The organism is Zhongshania borealis, from assembly GCF_039539625.1.
Lineage (GTDB): Bacteria > Pseudomonadota > Gammaproteobacteria > Pseudomonadales > Spongiibacteraceae > Spongiibacter > Spongiibacter borealis.
On record NZ_BAABDM010000005.1, the window covers coordinates 1 to 18129 of the forward strand.

Genomic DNA, 18129 nt, shown 5'->3' on the forward strand with positions numbered 1-18129 from the left:
GCCAGTTTGCCTGGCGACCATAGAGACATGGTACCACCTGATCCCATCCCGAACTCAGAAGTGAAACGTGTCATCGCCGATGGTAGTTTGGGGTTTCCCCATGCGAGAGTAGGTCATCGCCAGGCTTCTAAATAAAACACCCCGCTCAGCTTCGCTGTGCGGGGTTTTTTATTTAGAACGCGGTTAGCGTCTCTCACTAAATACCGGGCCCATGCGACAAGCTCTGCACCATCGGTGCGAGCTTGGTGCGCCGATAGGCGTCGCGCAGCGATTGGAAGCACTGCTTCCAACACAAAGTAGGTCATCTACGCGCTACACCTATTAAGAACCGCGGGTTGCTGTAAGTCTTTTTATAACCCTCAGCAGCGCTACGCCAGATGGGAGACGGTGAACGCAAAAGATAAAGTCAAAACCAAAACTCTGGATCTCAGCCTCACGCAATATCCACAAAAAAGCCCCAGCAGATCCTCCTGCTGGGGCTTTTTCGTTTTAGCGTTCACCGTCTCCCGTCAAGCGTCTCTCAATTCCTTTCTCACGGAGGGCTTTTGCTCGGCGCTCTTGGGGTCGTTCCGATTAGTCTGCTATGATCCGAAACGATTCGGAAACGGGCTTTAGGTGTGGATAATTCAGCTTTATTAATGATTCTTGCTGACGGTGAGTTTCATTCGGGCGAGGAAGTGGGGGCGCGTCTCGGCATTAGTCGTGCAGCTGTTTGGAAGCAATCGCATAAACTAGAGGCGCTTGAGCTGGCGATAGAGTCGGTTAAGGGGCGCGGTTACCGTATTGCCGGTGGTTTGGATTTGTTGTCTGCCGAAAGTATTAGAGCTTTGCTGCCGAGTTCTGCCCTGTCGAGCATGGGTGAGTTTGATGTCTTTTCGTTGGTAGACTCAACGAATGATGCGGCAGCCGAGGCTATCCGAAAGGGTCGTGGCGGTAATTATTGCTGTATGGCCGAGCAGCAATCTGCTGGTCGCGGTAGGCGCGGTCGTGATTGGCGGAGTCCTTTTGGCCGAAATATCTATTTGTCGATGGTATGGGAGTTTCAGTCGGGTGCTGCGGCATTGGAAGGCTTGAGTCTGTCCGTGGGCTTGGCTGTGGTCAGGGCGCTAGCGAAATTGGGTGTTACCAGTGTTGGTTTGAAATGGCCTAACGATGTTTTGCATGAGGGCAAGAAGCTCGCGGGTATTTTACTCGAGATGCAGGGGGATCCAGCAGGCTTGTGCCAGGTAATTGTTGGTGTAGGTTTGAATGTCGATTTGGCGTCCTGTGATACAAGCGCGATTACTCAGCCCTGGACTGATCTGCGAACGATTGCGGGGCGAATGGATCGCAACGTCCTCGCTGCTGCGCTGATTGCTGAGCTTTATGCTGTGCAGGCAGAATTTACTCGTGATGGGTTTGAGTATCTGCGGCAAGAGTGGTGTCGCTATGACGTATTCGCCGGTAAGCAGGTACGCGTCCAGTTAGGTGAGCGGTATATTGAGGGCCGAGCTCAGGGTGTGGATGCTGGTGGCGGCTTGGTGCTCGAGACTGATGAGGGCGAAAAGATATTCCGCGGTGGTGAAGTCAGTCTGAGAGGGGCTGGTTCGTGAGCGTATTGCGATTGGAGTTGGATGTCGGTAATTCCTCGCTTAAATGGCGCTATATGCGAGGTGGGCAGCGTATTGATGGTGGGCGTATTAATGGCTCGTCAGACGAAGTTCTAGCTTTACTTAAGTCTGGGCCTGCCATGGTTTATATCGCTTCCGTCGGTTCTGCTGCGCGGGAGCGGGATCTGGTTGATGTGTTAAGTCGGTCTGGCGTGCCGTTTACATTCGCGCGCAGCCAACGGCAATGTGCCGGTGTGACTAATAGTTATGCTGATGTTGGTAAAATGGGCGTAGATCGCTGGTTGGTGATGATTGCGGCGTATGCAGAATGCTCCGCGTCATGCGCGGTAATAGATGCGGGGACAGCGTTAACTGTTGATATAGTAGGCAACGGCGGCGTTCATTTGGGTGGGTATATTATTGCGGGAGTGGGGTTATCTGCCAAGGCGCTCGCGGATCATACTGGTCGGGTGCGATTTGCAGGTGACGAGAAAGTCAGTCTTGCGCCCGGTATCGATACCGAGAGCTGTGTCCATCATGGTAAATGGTTGGCGCAACTTGGGGCCGTGAATGCGGCGCTTGAACAGGCCGAATTGGCCGTCGGAGGTAAGCTTAACGTCTATATCACTGGGGGAGACGCCCCGGCTCTGCTTACCTTAGCGGGGGCGCGAGCTGAGCAATGGCGATATCGTGACGAATTGGTGCTGGACGGGCTTGCGGCTGTCATGGCGGCATCCTAATTTAGGGAGAGTTTGGTGCGCTGGTTCTTTTTATTACTGCTGCTAGCAAATGGCGTTGTGTATCTCGCGGTTCAATCGGAGAACGGTTTCGAATTGATTGCTGATCGTGTGGTGTCAATGGGTCGCGAGGGCAATATAGTACTGCTTTCCGAGCGCGATCTAGTGGCTTCAGAGCCTTTGTCTGATATTGATTCTGATATTGATTCTGAGGTGCATAGAGATAGGCCGGTGCTGGCGGAGGGGGAGTGCTTGGTTTTGGGGCCAATTATTCAGTTGCCCCTCGTGAGTGAGTTGCAGGCAAAAAATTCTGATCTGCGTATTTACAGCGACGAGTACGAGCGTGGCGCTGATTATTGGGTTCACCTTGGCCCTTATAATTCTTTTGCTGCAGCGAGCAAGGTCAGCGCTGAGCTCCGGTCGAAGCGAATTGATAATTTCGTGATTCGGAAAGGGGAGTTAAAGAATGCGGTTTCGCTGGGTGTATTTACAGACGCTGAGCGTGCGGCTACCCACGCTAAGGGGCTGGCAAAGAAACGCTATACGGCTGAAATTAGACGTATAAGTAAGCTTGCGACGCGGTATTGGCTGGTTTTCAATGGCGGCGACGCCTCGGTTGATTACGGTCAGGTGGAGGCTGAAATGGCGGTCATCGCTGATGATAATAAAAAGCTAGCGAAAAAAAGCTGTAATCTGATTGCGTCTTATAAACGGTTAGACTAGAATGCGGCCCTCGTTTGGAAGCGACGTGGTAGCTTGCTGGCGTAGCTCAGTTGGTAGAGCAGCTGACTTGTAATCAGCCGGTCGGGGGTTCGACTCCTCTCGCCAGCTCCACATATTTTTTGTTGCGGGTAAGGTATCGCTTATTCGGCCAAGGCATTGGTTGATAGGTATTTTAGCTAAAACAAAATATTCCATTTCTTGGGGAGGGGTTCCCGAGTGGCTAAAGGGATCAGACTGTAAATCTGACGCGCGAGCTTCGGTGGTTCGAATCCACCCCCCTCCACCATTAATTGCTAGACTTGCCAGAAAACAAAGATTTCAGCGGGTATGGTTCAATGGTAGAACCTCAGCCTTCCAAGCTGATGGTGCGGGTTCGATTCCCGCTACCCGCTCCAGTATGGGCAGGTTTAAGGTGTGAATTGCGGTGCTCATATAGCTCAGTCGGTAGAGCACTTCCTTGGTAAGGAAGAGGTCAGCGGTTCGAATCCGCTTATGAGCTCCATTAATTTGGCGGCAAAAGCTGATTGGTCGGCTTTTGTCTTTTTGTAGTGACTAGACGAAAGGTCCGCTAGGAGACTGTCGCAATGGCTAAGGAAAAGTTTGAACGTAATAAGCCCCACTTGAACGTGGGCACCATCGGTCACGTTGACCATGGTAAAACCACGCTGACTGCAGCACTTACCCGTGTATGTGCGGAAGTGTATGGCGGTAAGGCAGTGGCGTTTGATGGTATCGATAATGCACCTGAAGAGCGTGCACGTGGTATCACCATTGCGACCTCTCACGTCGAATATGATTCGTCAGTTCGTCACTACGCGCACGTTGACTGCCCAGGTCACGCCGATTATGTCAAAAACATGATCACTGGTGCTGCGCAGATGGATGGCGCGATTCTGGTATGTGGCGCTACAGACGGCCCAATGCCTCAAACTCGTGAGCACATCCTGCTTTCACGTCAGGTTGGTGTACCGTACATCGTGGTATTCCTGAATAAGGCTGACCTGCTGGCTGAAGATTGCGGTGGCGTAGGCAGCGAAGAATACAATGAAATGCTTGAATTGGTTGAAATGGAGCTGCGCGAGCTGCTTGATTTGTACGAATTCCCTGGTGACGATACCCCTATCATTGCGGGTTCTGCACTGATGGCGCTGAATGGCCAAGACGACAACGAATTGGGCACCACCGCTGTTAAGAAATTGATCGAAGCTCTGGATACTTATATTCCACAGCCTGAGCGCGCAATTGACCTGCCGTTCCTGATGCCTATTGAAGATGTGTTCTCTATCTCTGGTCGCGGTACTGTTGTGACAGGCCGTGTTGAGCGTGGTATTTTGCGCACCGGTGATGAGATTGCAATCATTGGTATTCACGACACCACCAAGACCGTATGTACTGGTGTTGAAATGTTCCGCAAGCTGCTTGACGAAGGTCGCGCTGGTGAGAACGTTGGTGTATTGCTGCGTGGTACTAAGCGTGACGATGTGGAGCGTGGACAAGTACTGGCTAAGCCCGGTTCAATCACGCCTCACACTCGTTTCGAAGGTGAAGTATACGTACTGTCCAAAGAAGAGGGTGGCCGTCACACGCCGTTCTTTAAAGGCTACCGTCCTCAGTTCTACTTCCGTACCACGGATGTGACTGGTGCTTGTGAGCTGCCGGAAGGTACTGAAATGGTTATGCCTGGCGACAACGTGAAAATGGACGTAACTTTGATTGCGCCAATCGCGATGGAAGAAGGTCTGCGTTTTGCAATTCGTGAAGGTGGTCGTACTGTTGGCGCCGGCGTTGTTGCTAAAATCGTAGAATAAGCCCGGCTATATTGGGTAAAAGCCCGGGCGTATACGTCCGGCACTTGTAGGCCAGTAGTTCAATTGGTAGAGCACCGGTCTCCAAAACCGGCTGTTGGGGGTTCGAGTCCCTCCTGGCCTGCCATTTACGTTGACACCGCTTCGCGTATGCGTAGTGGTGTTTTGCGCTTAGCGAAAAAGGGAAATGTTTTAACAATGAGTGCTAAGGCGGAAGATGCTGGTCGCCTCGACGGTCTAAAATGGAGTCTAGTAACTCTGTTAGTGGCCGGCGGAGTTGGTGGCAATATATATTTCTCTAGCGAGTCTTTGCTTTATCGTGTCATCGCACTGTTAGTGTTGGCACTTGTGGCAGGGTACATCGCTTACGGTACAGTTAAAGGCGAGGCTTTTTTTGAGTTGCTCAAAGGGGCGCGCACCGAAATTCGCAAAGTTGTCTGGCCGTCGCGTCAGGAAAGCACCCAAACCACGCTGATTGTTGTGGCGTTTGTTGTAGTTGCGGCATTGATTCTGTGGGGCTTAGACACTCTGTTGGGTTGGTTGGCATCCATGGTTATCGGCTAGAGGTAGGGCATGACAAAGCGCTGGTATGTTGTACACGCCTATTCTGGGTATGAAAAGAAAGTTGCGCTAGCACTTAAAGAGCGTATCGAGCTGTCAGGTTTTGCTGATCGTTTCGGTGAAGTGTTGGTACCAACTGAAGAAGTAATCGAAATGCGCGGTGGTCAGAAGCGTAAGAGCGAGCGCAAATTTTTTCCAGGTTACGTGCTGATTCAGATGGAACTCGGCGACGATACTTGGCATTTAGTGAAAGAAACGCCACGCGTTATGGGGTTTATCGGTGGCAAGGCAGATAAGCCAGCACCGATTACCGAGAAAGAGGCGCAGGCGATTTTGCAGCGCGTCGAGAGTGGTGATAAACCCAAGCCAAAAACCTTGTTTGAACCGGGTGAAATGGTGCGGGTTATCGATGGGCCGTTTAACGATTTTAACGGCGTTGTTGAAGAAGTGAATTACGAGAAAAACCGTCTGCACGTTGCGGTGCTTATCTTTGGGCGGTCAACGCCTGTTGAACTGGATTTTGTGCAGGTCGAGAAAGCTTAATTCTACTAAGTGTGTCTGTTTAGTGGAAATATTGTTGCTTGTTTGTGGGGCTCGCCCCCGCAAGCTGGCAGTTAAAACCGGGGAGCCAATCGGCGATTGCATAATCGTGAGGCGTTTGTACCCACTAGGAGGAAGTTATGGCTAAGAAAGTACAAGCTTATATTAAGCTTCAGGTTGCCGCCGGTAAGGCCAACCCAAGTCCACCAGTTGGTCCTGCATTGGGTCAGCACGGTGTAAATATTATGGAATTTTGTAAAGCCTTTAACGCTCAAACGCAAAGCCTTGAAGCTGGCATGCCGATTCCTGTTGTGATCACTGTTTATTCGGATCGCAGCTTTACCTTTGTTACTAAAACGCCGCCGGCTTCTTACTTGTTGAAGAAGGCTGCGGGTGTTGCTAGTGGTTCTGGTACGCCTAACTCCAAAAAAGTCGGTAAAGTGACTCGCGCTCAGCTTGAAGAAATCGCCACTATTAAAATGGCTGATTTGACTGCTTCTGATATGGATGCAGCAGTGCGCACTATTGCGGGCAGTGCCCGTGCCGCCGGTATTGAAGTTGAGGGTGTGTAATCATGGCTAAGCTCACTAAGCGTCAAAAAGCAATCCGTGAAAAAGTGGTTGCTGGTAAACAGTACAGCTTTGAAGATGCAGTAGCGCTGCTCAAAGAAGTATCTGTAATCAAATTCCCTGAAGCGATTGATGTTGCGATCAACCTCGGTGTTGATGCGCGTAAATCTGACCAGGCCGTTCGCGGTGCTACTACCCTGCCTCACGGCACCGGTAAAACCGTTCGCGTAGCTGTTTTCACCCAAGGTGAAAATGCAGAAAAAGCAAAAGCGGCGGGCGCAGATTTTGTTGGTATGGATGATCTGGCTGCTGAAGTTAAAGGCGGCATGATGGATTTTGACGTTGTAGTTGCGTCTCCAGATGCAATGCGCGTTGTTGGTCAGCTGGGTCAGGTTCTTGGTCCACGCGGCCTTATGCCTAACCCTAAAACTGGCACTGTAACTGCTGATGTTGAAACTGCAGTTAAAAATGCCAAAGCGGGTCAGGTTCGCTACCGTACAGATAAAAACGGCATTATCCACGGCGCAATCGGTAGTATCAGTTTTGATGCCAATGTCCTCAAGGATAATCTTGAAGCATTGCTGGGTGACTTGCGTAAGGGTAAGCCATCTTCAGCAAAAGGCGTTTATATGAAGAAAGTTACTCTTTCTTCAACGATGGGCCCCGGTATCGCAATCGATATGGCGAGCTTGTCGGCAAAATAATTTTAAGGCGCTAGTCGCTTTGAATGAAGCGGTCTTTTCGGAGACCGTTTTTTAGGCTTTGTGGTCTTTGACAGCTGACCTACTGTGTCAAAAGACAGAGACCATCAAAGACCGTAGGCGGGGTTTGGGTTATTTAGACTTACCCCTTAATCGATGTGTTGATTCGTCAACGTTTACCGGCATTGGCCTACGCAGATGGTGGAGTGGATTTGTTCTCCAGCAAACGACTCGAAACCTTGTGTTTTGAGTCTACGGTAAATAACTGACAAATCCAGGAGTTATCCAAGTGGCATTAAGACTCGACGACAAGAAAGCGATAGTAGCTGATGTTAACGAGACTGCTGCGAGTGCATTGTCATTAGTTGTTGCTGACGCCCGTGGGTGTTCAGTAGGACAAATGACTGAGCTCCGCAAATTGGCGCGTGAATCAAATGTAAGTGTGCGTGTAGTGCGTAACACCCTTGCGATTCGTGCGTTGAAGGGAACTGATTTCGAGTGCGCAGAGACGGCCTTTAAAGGCCCATCTCTGTTAGCTTTCTCGATGGAAGATCCTGGTGCGGCAGCGCGTATCTTCAAGGATTTTGCGAAAGAACATGCAAAATTTGAAGTAAAAGCACTGGCAGTCAGTGGCCAATTGATGGGCGCCGATCAGTTAGATGTACTGGCGAAATTGCCGACCCGCGACCAAGCGCTTTCTATGTTGATGAGCGTTATGCAAGCACCGGCAACGAAACTGGTACGTACACTGAACGAAGTCCCAGGAAAATTGGTTCGTACTCTAGCTGCAGTTCGCGAGCAGAAAGAAGCTGCGTAAGCGCAGCGTTTTAATGGTTTTTCTTTAAGTAATTGACACAGTAGGGAGTTTACAATGGCTCTGTCACAAGACGATATTTTGAATGCAATCGCTGAAATGAGCGTAATGGACGTAGTTGGTCTGATCGAAGCGATGGAAGAGAAGTTTGGCGTTACTGCTGCCGCGGCTGTTGCTGCTGCACCAGCTGCCGCTGCTGAAGGTGGCGCTGCCGCTGAAGAGCAGACTGAATTTGACGTAGTTCTGACCGCTGTTGGCGAGAAGAAAGTTAACGTTATCAAAGCTGTCCGCACTATCACCGGTCTGGGTCTGAAAGAAGCTAAAGAAATGGTAGATGGCGCGCCTTCTACTATTAAAGAAGCTGCTTCTAAAGCAGATGCAGAAACTGCGAAGAAAGAGCTTGAAGAAGCTGGCGCTAGCGTCGAGCTTAAGTAAGTTGCTTGTTGGCCTGCTCGCAGGTCAATCTCAAGCGAGGCTGGTGGGTTAATCCCGCCGGCCTTTTGCTGTTATTTGAGATATTACAGTCGGTTTCTTTTGGGAGCTGACCAGCGGTAGATGAAAAACTACCGTACTAACGATGCCGTCGCCGGTCGCGACGGGGTCAAGAAATGATGCTGGGGAGTACTGATGGCTTACTCGTACACTGAGAAAAAACGTATCCGTAAGGATTTTGGCAAGATGCCGCACGTCATGGACGTGCCCTATCTCCTTGCGATTCAGCTGGATTCTTACAAGAAGTTCACTCAGCAGGGTATTCCTGCGGGTGAGCGCGGCGAGTATGGTCTGCACGCCGCATTTAAATCAATATTCCCGATAGTGAGCTACTCCGGCAATGCGGCTTTAGAGTACGTTGATTACGTGCTTGGCTTGCCGGCTTTTGATGTGAATGAATGTCAGCTACGCGGTGTAACTTATTCCGTGCCGTTGCGGGTGAAGGTCCGCTTGATTATTTATGATCGCGAATCTGCCAACAAAAGCATCAAAGATATTAAAGAACAAGAAGTCTATATGGGCGAAATCCCGCTGATGACGGAAAACGGTACCTTCGTTATCAATGGTACTGAGCGGGTTATCGTTTCTCAGTTACATCGTTCACCCGGTGTATTCTTCGATCACGACCGTGGTAAAACCCATTCATCGGGCAAACTGCTGTATTCTGCGCGGATTATTCCTTACCGTGGTTCTTGGTTGGATTTTGAATTCGATCCTAAAGACATGGTGTTTGTGCGTATCGATCGCCGTCGTAAATTGCCGGCTACGATTCTACTTCGCTCGCTGGGTATGACAGCAGAAGAGATTTTAGAGCTCTTCTACGACGTAAATACGTTTAAAGTTGCTAAAAAGGGCGGCTTTACCATTGAGTTAATCGCAGAGCGTCTGCGTGGTGAAGTTGCGACTTTTGATATCGCCGCTAAGAACGGTGAAGTCATCGTTGAAACTGGCCGTCGTATCACCGCCCGCCACATCCGTCAGATTGAAAAATCTGGATTGACCGAACTCGAAGTGCCGGTTGAATACTTGGTCGGCCGTGCGCTGGCTAAAGACATCGTCGATAAAAAGACTGGCGAAGTTCTTTTCCCTTGTAATTCTCTGATTACTGCAGAGATGCTGACCGAGCTTGAAGAAGCTGGTGTTAAGGAAATTGACACGCTTTACACCAATGAGCTGGATTGTGGTCCATACGTAAGTGATACCTTGCGCGCGGATCCAACCAATACTCAGTTGGAAGCATTGGTAGAAATTTACCGCATGATGCGCCCCGGCGAGCCGCCAACTAAAGAATCGGCTGAGAATTTGTTCCAGAATCTATTCTTCTCTCCAGAACGTTATGACCTGTCTACTGTTGGTCGTATGAAGTTCAACCGCCGTGTTGGCCGAGAAGAAATTTTGGGCTCCGGTACACTTGATCAAAGTGATATCGTCGCGGTTATGAAAATGCTGGTTGGCATTCGTAACGGTAAGGGTATTGTCGACGATATCGATCACCTTGGTAACCGTCGTATTCGCTCTGTTGGTGAAATGGCTGAAAACCAATTCCGCGTTGGTTTGGTTCGGGTAGAGCGCGCTGTTAAAGAGCGTTTGTCTATGGCCGAAAGTGAAGGCCTGATGCCTCAGGACTTGATCAATGCCAAACCTGTTGCTGCCGCTGTAAAAGAGTTTTTTGGCTCTTCACAGTTGTCGCAGTTTATGGACCAAAACAACCCGCTGTCAGAAATCACGCACAAACGTCGTGTTTCTGCGCTTGGGCCTGGTGGTCTGACGCGCGAGCGCGCTGGCTTCGAGGTTCGTGACGTTCATCCGACACACTATGGTCGGGTATGTCCTATTGAAACGCCGGAAGGACCAAACATTGGTCTGATTAACTCTTTGGCGACGTATGCGCGCACCAATGAGTACGGTTTCCTTGAGAGTCCTTACCGCAAAGTTAAAGACGGCAAGGTAAGCGACGATATCGAGTATTTGTCGGCAATCAACGAAGCTGAAGAAGTAATCGCTCAGGCCTCTGCGGTCATGAACGACAAGGGCGAGTTGACCGACGAAATGGTTGCCGTTCGTCACATGAACGAATTTACGGTAATGCCGCCAGAAAAAGTAACCTACATGGACGTTTCGCCCAAGCAGGTTGTTTCGGTAGCAGCGTCATTGATTCCATTCTTAGAGCACGATGATGCAAACCGCGCCTTGATGGGTTCGAACATGCAGCGCCAGGCGGTGCCAACATTGAAGGCCGATAAGCCTTTGGTCGGTACTGGTTTTGAGCGCTATGTTGCTTCTGACTCAGGCGTGTGTGTTGTTGCGCGTCGTGGCGGTGTGATCGACAGTGTTGACTCTTCGCGTATTGTTGTTCGTGTAAATAATGAAGAAGTTCAGCCTGGTCAGCCACCGGTAGACATTTATAACCTGACTAAATACACCCGTTCGAACCAGAACACCTGTATTAATCAGCGCCCCATAGTGAGCGAAGGTCACGACGTCGTTCGCGGCGATATTTTGGCTGATGGCCCGTCTGTTGATATGGGTGAGCTGGCACTTGGCCAGAACATGCGTATTGCCTTCATGCCTTGGAATGGTTACAACTTCGAGGATTCGATCCTTGTTTCTGAGCGAGTAGTGAAAGAAGATCGCTTTACTACTATTCATATTCAAGAATTGACCTGTATTGCCCGTGACACGAAATTGGGTTCAGAGGAAATCTCTGCTGATATTCCCAATGTTGGCGAAGGCGCACTGGCGAGCCTCGATGAGTCCGGTATCGTGTATATCGGTGCTGAAGTTGGCCCTGGCGACATTCTGGTCGGCAAGGTGACGCCTAAAGGCGAAACCCAATTAACCCCAGAAGAAAAGCTGCTACGAGCTATCTTTGGTGAGAAAGCCTCTGACGTAAAAGACACCTCCCTGCGCGTGCCTACTAGCACCAAGGGTACGGTTATCGATGTTCAGGTTTTCACCCGTGACGGTCTTGAGAAAGACAAGCGCGCGCTCGAAATTGAAAAAATGCAGCTCGACCAGTTCCGCAAGGACCTGAACGAAGAGTACCGCATTGTCGAAGAGGCGACGTTTGCACGTCTGTCGTCGGCTTTAGATGGTCAGGCGATTCTTAGCGGTCCAGGTATGAAGAAAGGCGATGTCCTTACTGCAGCGGGTTTGGCAGAGGTTAAGACTGACGATTGGTTCAAGCTACGTCTTTCAGATGAAGCTTTGAACGCGGCACTGGAAGATGCCGACAAGCAGTTGGTTGCCCATCGCAAAACGTTGGAAGAGCGTTTTGAAAACAAGCGTCGCAAACTGACTACTGGCGACGATCTGGCGCCGGGTGTGCTGAAGATTGTTAAGGTCTACTTAGCCATCAAACGTCGCATTCAGCCTGGTGACAAAATGGCTGGTCGTCACGGTAACAAGGGTGTTATCTCGGTCATTATGCCTGTCGAAGACATGCCTTTTGACGAAACTGGCGAGCCAGTTGATATCGTCTTGAACCCGCTGGGCGTACCGTCGCGGATGAACGTTGGTCAGGTGCTTGAAACCCACCTTGGCCTCGCGGCGAAAGGTTTAGGTAGCAAGATCGATGCAATGATCCGTGAGCAGCGTCAAATTGCCGATGTTCGCAAGTTCTTGGGCGAGATCTACAACGATGGCGCAGGTCGTCACGAAGATCTCGATAGCTTTAGCGATGAAGCGATTATGGATCTTGCGAAGAACCTGCGTGGTGGTGTGCCAATGGCAACCCAGGTGTTTGACGGCGCTAACGAAGCAGAAATCAAAAGTCTGCTACGCTTAGCTGATCTGCCAGACAGCGGTCAGTTGAAGTTGTGCGATGGGCGTACTGGTCTGGAATTTGATCGTCCAGTCACTGTTGGCTATATGTACATGCTCAAGTTGAACCACTTGGTTGATGACAAGATGCATGCACGTTCTACTGGTTCTTACAGCTTGGTTACCCAGCAGCCTCTGGGTGGTAAAGCCCAGTTCGGTGGTCAACGCTTCGGGGAAATGGAAGTGTGGGCGCTGGAAGCATACGGCGCGGCTTACACCCTGCAGGAAATGCTGACGGTGAAGTCGGACGACGTGAACGGTCGTACCAAGATGTACAAAAATATTGTTGATGGTGATCAGAGCATGGAGCCGGGTATGCCCGAGTCTTTCAATGTATTGGTCAAAGAGATCCGCTCACTCGGTATTAATATCGAGCTGGACACGGAATAAGTATCAACAACGAGATGGCAAGGGGTGCCGCTGCAGCTTTGTAGCGGGCACCTGTTGAATACCCTTGCGGAGGAACGGCCTTGAAAGATTTATTAAGTCTATTAAAACAGGGACAACCGAACGATGAGTTTGACTCTATTCGTATCGGTTTGGCGTCACCGGAGCTAATTCGTTCGTGGTCTTTTGGCGAAGTAAAAAAGCCAGAAACCATTAACTACCGTACTTTCAAGCCTGAGCGCGATGGCTTGTTCTGTGCCAAAATTTTTGGACCCGTCAAAGACTATGAATGTCTGTGCGGTAAATATAAGCGCCTGAAGCATCGGGGCGTAATCTGTGAGAAGTGTGGCGTTGAAGTCGCACTGGCTAAGGTGCGTCGCGAGCGCATGGGTCACATTGAACTGGCTAGCCCAGTTGCTCACATTTGGTTTTTGAAGTCACTGCCAAGCCGGATCGGTTTGTTGCTGGATATGACCCTGCGTGATATCGAGCGTATTTTGTACTTCGAATCCTACGTGGTTACCGATCCAGGTATGACTACCTTAGAGAAAGGCCAGTTGCTAAGCGACGAGCAATTCTTTGAGGCAATGGAGGAGTTTGGTGATGACTTCGTGGCCAAAATGGGTGCCGAAGCCATCATGCACCTATTGATGGAGCTTGATCTCCCGGTTGAAATTGAGCGTCTGCGTGAAGAAATCCCGGCGACTAACTCAGAAACCAAGATCAAGAAGTTGTCTAAACGTTTAAAACTGATCGAAGCCTTGGCTGATTCAGGTAATAAGCCTGAGTGGATGGTCATGAAGGTGTTGCCTGTATTGCCGCCTGATTTGCGCCCATTAGTGCCGCTGGATGGTGGTCGTTTTGCGACCTCTGATTTGAACGATTTATACCGCCGTGTTATTAACCGTAACAACCGTTTAAAGCGTCTGCTTGATCTAAACGCGCCTGACATCATCGTGCGTAACGAAAAGCGTATGCTTCAGGAATCGGTAGATGCGCTGTTGGATAACGGTCGTCGTGGCCGAGCAATCACTGGTTCCAACAAGCGCCCACTGAAATCTTTGGCCGACATGATCAAGGGTAAGCAAGGTCGTTTCCGTCAAAATCTATTGGGTAAGCGAGTCGACTACTCTGGTCGTTCGGTTATCGTGGTTGGTCCTACTCTGCGTTTGCATCAGTGTGGTCTGCCTAAGAAAATGGCTCTTGAACTGTTCAAGCCATTCATCTTTGGTAAGCTTGAGGCGCGTGGTTTAGCAACGACGATTAAAGCGGCCAAGAAAATGGTCGAGCGCGAGCCGCCAGAAGTATGGGATATCCTTGCTGACGTTATTCGTGAGCATCCGGTACTGTTGAACCGTGCACCAACACTTCACCGTTTGGGTATTCAGGCGTTTGAGCCAGTATTGATCGAAGGTAAGGCAATTCAGTTGCACCCATTGGTGTGTGCAGCCTACAACGCTGACTTTGATGGTGACCAAATGGCGGTACACGTACCGCTGACAATCGAAGCGCAGCTAGAATCGCGCGCGCTGATGATGTCTACCAACAACATCCTTTCGCCTGCTAACGGTGAGCCAATCATCGTTCCTTCGCAGGATGTGGTGTTGGGCCTGTACTGGATGACGCGTGACCGTGTAAACGGCGCTGGTGAGGGCACTGTATTTGCCAACCCAGAAGAAGTGCATCGCGCGTATGTTACGGGCTTGGCACATTTGCAGGCGCGCATTAAGTGTCGTTTGACTGAAGTCAGCTTTGGTGAAAACGGCGAGCGTACCGAAACCCGTTCTATCGTAGACACCACTATCGGCCGCGTATTATTGTGGCGGATTGTGCCCGAAGGTCTGCCCTTCGACATGGTTAACCACGCCATGACCAAGAAGGCGATCTCTCGTATTCTTAACGAGTGCTACCGTCGCGTTGGCCTAAAGGCTACCGTAATCCTTGGTGATCAGCTGATGTACACCGGTTTTGAGTACTCGACTCGCTCGGGTTCATCAATCGGCGTAAACGATTTTGAAATTCCTGAAGCCAAGGCGCGCATTGTTGCTGCTGCCGACGCGGAAGTGGTTGAGATCGAGAAGCAGTATGCTTCTGGTCTGGTAACCCAGGGTGAGAAATACAACAAAGTTATCGATATTTGGTCCCGTGCAAATGACATGGTTTCCAAGGCGATGATGGAAGGTTTGTCTAAAGAGCCAGTGATAAACCGCAAGGGTGAGGAAGAGATGCAAGACTCTTTCAACTCGGTTTACATCTATGCTGACTCCGGTGCTCGTGGTTCGCCAGCCCAGATTCGTCAGTTGGCCGGTATGCGTGGTTTGATGGCCAAGCCAGATGGCTCAATCATCGAAACGCCGATTACCGCGAACTTCCGTGAAGGTTTGAGCGTACTTCAGTACTTCATCTCGACTCACGGTGCGCGTAAAGGTTTGGCTGATACGGCATTGAAAACGGCTAACTCCGGTTATCTGACTCGTCGCTTGGTTGATGTTGCTCAGGATTTGGTTATTACCGAAGACGATTGTGGTGCAACTGAGGGTCTGACCATGACTCCGGTTATCGAAGGTGGCGACATCATTGAGACTTTGGGTGACCGCGTATTGGGTCGTCTGGTTGTGCGCGATGTATTCATTCCTGGCACCGAAGAAATTGCCGTCGAAGCGGGTGTCATGCTCGACGAGAAGGCTGTAATCGCGCTGGAAGAGATGGGCATTGATGAGATCGATGTGCGTTCGCCAATCACTTGCGAAACCCGTCACGGCGTATGTTCTGCCTGTTACGGTCGCGATCTAGCGCGCGGGCACCTAGTTAACCGTGGTGAGGCAGTCGGTGTAATCGCCGCTCAGTCTATTGGTGAGCCGGGTACCCAGTTAACCATGCGTACCTTCCACATTGGTGGTGCGGCATCGCGGGCAACGGCGGTCGACAATATTCAGGTTAAGCAAGACGGTAAAGCCCGTTTGCACAATCTGAAATACGTTGAGCGAGAAGATGGCTTCCTTGTTGCGGTAAGCCGCTCTGGTGAGCTGGCTATTACCGACAAGAGCGGTCGTGAGCGCGAGCGGTATAAGCTTCCTTACGGTGCCTTGATTAAGGTTGCCGACCGCGCCGAAGTGGCGGCGGGCGATATTGTTGCAACTTGGGATCCGCACACTCACCCCATCATCACTGAAGTAGCGGGTATCGTTAAGATGTCCGGTATGGAAGAGGGGATTACCGTTAAGCGTCAAACTGATGAATTAACCGGTTTGACCAGTATTTCGGTTATGGATCAGGGCGAGCGTCCAGCAGCGGGTAAAGATATGCGCCCCGCAGTGACCTTGGTCGACCCTAATGGTGACGAGCTATGTCTGGCAGGTACTAACGTGCCGGCTCACTACTTCCTGACTGAAAACGCGATTGTATCGCTAGAAAATGGCGCTACCGTGAAAGTTGGTGACGTTGTTGCTCGTATTCCGCAGGAAAGCTCAAAGACACGTGATATCACCGGTGGTCTGCCACGGGTTGCTGACTTATTTGAAGCGCGTAAGCCGAAAGAGCCGGCCATTTTGGCGGAAATTTCCGGTACCGTGAGCTTCGGTAAAGAAACAAAGGGCAAGCGTCGTTTGATTATCACTCCAGCAGACGGCAAGCCGCTGGCTGATGGCTCTGATTACTACGAAGTACTTATTCCGAAGTGGCGTACGCTTACCGTGTTCGAAGGCGAACAGGTAGAAAAGGGCGAAATCGTGTCGGAAGGTCCTTTGAGCCCACATGATATTCTGCGCCTGAAAGGCGTTGAAGAGTTGGCCAAGTATATCGTCAATGAAATTCAGGACGTTTACCGCCTGCAGGGCGTTAAGATTAACGATAAGCACATCGAAGTTATCGTTCGTCAAATGCTCCGCAAGGTCAATATCCTGACTTCTGGCGACTCATCCTTTATTAAAGGTGAGCAGGCTGAGTACGTGCGAGTGGTTGAGGAGAACGAGATTCTTCACAACACCGATAAGATTTGTGCAAGTTATGAACGTGAATTGTTGGGTATCACCAAGGCCTCGCTAGCAACAGAATCTTTTATTTCGGCGGCTTCCTTCCAGGAAACTACCCGGGTTCTAACCGAGGCGGCGGTTACCGGCAAGCGCGATCATCTGCGCGGTTTGAAAGAAAACGTGGTTGTAGGCCGCTTGATCCCAGCGGGAACAGGCTTGGCATACCATCGTGATCGCAAGATCAAGAAAGACGAACTGAGTAAAACCGTATCAGCACAAGATGTTGAAGCGGCATTGTCAGAGGCGCTCAGCGACAACGGCTGAGTAAATTTGATTACTTGACGGGAGTGGAGTGCGTCTTTAGAATTCGCGCTCCACTTTTTTTATAAGCTGTCGGTGGTTTCGGCAGTTGGTCGGCCAGTGCATTGGTGCCCTGGTCTTTAGTTTTTTGGAGTTAATTAATGGCAACGATCAACCAGTTGGTTCGTCAGCCGAGAAAGCGTAAAGCGGCTAAAAGTGACGTTCCTGCATTGCAGGCATGTCCACAGCGTCGCGGCGTATGTACTCGTGTTTACACCACTACCCCGAAAAAGCCTAACTCGGCACTGCGTAAAGTATGTCGTGTACGTTTGACTAACGGCTTTGAGGTTTCATCTTACATCGGCGGTGAAGGCCACAACCTGCAAGAACACAGTGTTGTGCTAATTCGCGGCGGTCGTGTAAAGGATTTGCCAGGTGTGCGTTATCACACAGTTCGCGGCAGTCTGGATACATCCGGTGTTAACAACCGTAAACAAGCTCGTTCTAAATACGGTACTAAGCGTCCTAAGTCGTAATTCGATTTAACGCTACTTAAAACAGACCTTAAGTAAGGCCAAACCATCGTCTCATCGCTGTAAGGCGACCCGGTGTTTGGATTTACCTGAAGACAAAGGAAGATAGAGATATGCCAAGAAGACGCGTCGCCGCAAAGCGGGAAATACTGCCAGATCCAAAGTTTGGAAACCTGACCCTAGCTAAATTCATGAACCACGTAATGGTTAGTGGTAAAAAATCAGTTGCAGAGCGCATCGTATATGGAGCTCTGGACTTGGTTAAAGAGCGCCTGAACACTGATCCCCTAGAGGCTTTCGATACTGCCCTAGAAAACATTGCGCCTATGGTCGAGGTTAAGTCTCGCCGTGTTGGTGGTGCAACGTATCAGGTTCCTGTAGAAGTGCGTCCAAGCCGTCGTACTGCTTTGGCAATGCGTTGGTTGGTTGATTACTCTCGTGGCCGTGGTGAAAAATCCATGCGTCAGCGTTTGGCTGGTGAAATCATCGATGCGTCGCAGGGCAAGGGTTCTGCAGTTAAGAAGCGTGAAGATGTGCATCGCATGGCTGAAGCTAACAAAGCGTTCTCCCATTACCGCTTCTAAG

General features: G+C 50.4%; 14 protein-coding genes, 5 tRNA genes and 1 rRNA gene. All 20 read left to right on the top strand.

Features of this window, described 5'->3' with window-relative positions; genetic code table 11:
• Positions 1 to 9 precede the first annotated feature (9 nt).
• The 20 genes from rrf (at position 10) to rpsG (ending at position 18128) form a co-directional block, all read left to right on the top strand.
• A 5S ribosomal RNA gene (gene rrf, locus ABD836_RS13045) occupies positions 10 to 125 on the top strand.
• 492 nt (positions 126 to 617) lie between these two features.
• The gene (gene birA / locus ABD836_RS13050; protein WP_344936666.1) at positions 618 to 1592 is read left to right on the top strand and encodes a bifunctional biotin--[acetyl-CoA-carboxylase] ligase/biotin operon repressor BirA; all 975 of its coding nucleotides are present in this window, start codon (positions 618 to 620) and stop codon (positions 1590 to 1592) included.
• Positions 1589 to 2329 carry a type III pantothenate kinase gene (locus tag ABD836_RS13055; RefSeq protein ID WP_344936669.1) on the top strand — a complete coding sequence of 247 codons (741 nt, stop codon included), beginning with the start codon at positions 1589 to 1591 and terminating at the stop codon, positions 2327 to 2329. The genes birA and ABD836_RS13055 overlap by 4 nt, the downstream gene beginning before the upstream one ends.
• A 15-nt stretch (positions 2330 to 2344) precedes the next feature.
• On the top strand, positions 2345 to 3049 hold the full coding sequence (locus ABD836_RS13060) for an SPOR domain-containing protein (protein ID WP_344936672.1): 705 nt from the start codon (positions 2345 to 2347) through the stop codon (positions 3047 to 3049).
• A 35-nt stretch (positions 3050 to 3084) separates the two neighbouring features.
• Positions 3085 to 3160: transfer RNA gene (locus tag ABD836_RS13065), tRNA-Thr, on the top strand.
• A gap of 91 nt (positions 3161 to 3251) precedes the next feature.
• Positions 3252 to 3335: transfer RNA gene (locus ABD836_RS13070), tRNA-Tyr, on the top strand.
• Positions 3336 to 3370: 35 nt separating this feature from the next.
• Positions 3371 to 3444: transfer RNA gene (locus ABD836_RS13075), tRNA-Gly, on the top strand.
• A 31-nt stretch (positions 3445 to 3475) separates the two neighbouring features.
• Positions 3476 to 3551: transfer RNA gene (locus ABD836_RS13080), tRNA-Thr, on the top strand.
• 82 nt (positions 3552 to 3633) lie between these two features.
• Positions 3634 to 4857, top strand: a complete 1224-nt coding sequence (tuf, locus tag ABD836_RS13085) for an elongation factor Tu (protein ID WP_344936676.1) — start codon at positions 3634 to 3636, stop codon at positions 4855 to 4857.
• Between the two features lie 48 nt (positions 4858 to 4905).
• A tRNA-Trp gene (locus ABD836_RS13090) sits at positions 4906 to 4981 on the top strand.
• A gap of 71 nt (positions 4982 to 5052) precedes the next feature.
• Positions 5053 to 5418, top strand: coding sequence for a preprotein translocase subunit SecE (gene secE, locus ABD836_RS13095; protein ID WP_344936678.1), 366 nt, complete (start codon positions 5053 to 5055; stop codon positions 5416 to 5418).
• A gap of 9 nt (positions 5419 to 5427) precedes the next feature.
• A complete protein-coding gene (gene nusG, locus ABD836_RS13100; RefSeq protein WP_344936680.1) occupies positions 5428 to 5958 on the top strand; it encodes a transcription termination/antitermination protein NusG in 531 nt (176 codons plus the stop codon).
• A gap of 137 nt (positions 5959 to 6095) precedes the next feature.
• Entirely contained in the window at positions 6096 to 6527 is a 432-nt protein-coding gene (gene rplK, locus ABD836_RS13105) for a 50S ribosomal protein L11 (protein WP_344936682.1), read from the top strand.
• A gap of 2 nt (positions 6528 to 6529) precedes the next feature.
• Positions 6530 to 7228, top strand: coding sequence for a 50S ribosomal protein L1 (gene rplA / locus ABD836_RS13110; protein WP_344936684.1), 699 nt, complete (start codon positions 6530 to 6532; stop codon positions 7226 to 7228).
• A gap of 286 nt (positions 7229 to 7514) precedes the next feature.
• Positions 7515 to 8042: a 50S ribosomal protein L10 gene (gene rplJ / locus ABD836_RS13115; RefSeq protein ID WP_344936686.1), complete on the top strand. Its 528-nt coding sequence runs from the start codon at positions 7515 to 7517 to the stop codon at positions 8040 to 8042.
• A gap of 54 nt (positions 8043 to 8096) precedes the next feature.
• Positions 8097 to 8474 carry a 50S ribosomal protein L7/L12 gene (gene rplL / locus ABD836_RS13120; protein ID WP_344936688.1) on the top strand — a complete coding sequence of 126 codons (378 nt, stop codon included), beginning with the start codon at positions 8097 to 8099 and terminating at the stop codon, positions 8472 to 8474.
• A gap of 192 nt (positions 8475 to 8666) precedes the next feature.
• Positions 8667 to 12743, top strand: a complete 4077-nt coding sequence (gene rpoB / locus ABD836_RS13125; protein ID WP_344936690.1) for a DNA-directed RNA polymerase subunit beta — start codon at positions 8667 to 8669, stop codon at positions 12741 to 12743.
• Between the two features lie 80 nt (positions 12744 to 12823).
• A complete protein-coding gene (gene rpoC, locus ABD836_RS13130) occupies positions 12824 to 17035 on the top strand; it encodes a DNA-directed RNA polymerase subunit beta' (RefSeq protein WP_344936691.1) in 4212 nt (1403 codons plus the stop codon).
• Positions 17036 to 17172: 137 nt separating this feature from the next.
• On the top strand, positions 17173 to 17547 hold the full coding sequence (rpsL, locus tag ABD836_RS13135) for a 30S ribosomal protein S12 (RefSeq protein ID WP_008248376.1): 375 nt from the start codon (positions 17173 to 17175) through the stop codon (positions 17545 to 17547).
• A gap of 110 nt (positions 17548 to 17657) precedes the next feature.
• Positions 17658 to 18128 (top strand): 30S ribosomal protein S7, encoded by a 471-nt coding sequence (gene rpsG, locus ABD836_RS13140; RefSeq protein ID WP_008248375.1) that lies wholly within the window; start codon positions 17658 to 17660, stop codon positions 18126 to 18128.
• Position 18129 lies beyond the last annotated feature (1 nt).

Excerpts from the sequence above, each read along its gene's own strand:
- tuf (WP_344936676.1), top strand. The coding sequence starts at position 3,634 with ATGGCTAAGGAAAAGTTTGAACGTAATAAGCCCCACTTGAACGTGGGC.
- rplK (WP_344936682.1), top strand. The coding sequence starts at position 6,096 with ATGGCTAAGAAAGTACAAGCTTATATTAAGCTTCAGGTTGCCGCCGGT.
- nusG (WP_344936680.1), top strand. The coding sequence starts at position 5,428 with ATGACAAAGCGCTGGTATGTTGTACACGCCTATTCTGGGTATGAAAAG.
- rpsG (WP_008248375.1), top strand. The coding sequence starts at position 17,658 with ATGCCAAGAAGACGCGTCGCCGCAAAGCGGGAAATACTGCCAGATCCA.
- rplA (WP_344936684.1), top strand. The coding sequence starts at position 6,530 with ATGGCTAAGCTCACTAAGCGTCAAAAAGCAATCCGTGAAAAAGTGGTT.
- rpsL (WP_008248376.1), top strand. The coding sequence starts at position 17,173 with ATGGCAACGATCAACCAGTTGGTTCGTCAGCCGAGAAAGCGTAAAGCG.
- secE (WP_344936678.1), top strand. The coding sequence starts at position 5,053 with ATGAGTGCTAAGGCGGAAGATGCTGGTCGCCTCGACGGTCTAAAATGG.
- rplL (WP_344936688.1), top strand. The coding sequence starts at position 8,097 with ATGGCTCTGTCACAAGACGATATTTTGAATGCAATCGCTGAAATGAGC.
- rpoB (WP_344936690.1), top strand. The coding sequence starts at position 8,667 with ATGGCTTACTCGTACACTGAGAAAAAACGTATCCGTAAGGATTTTGGC.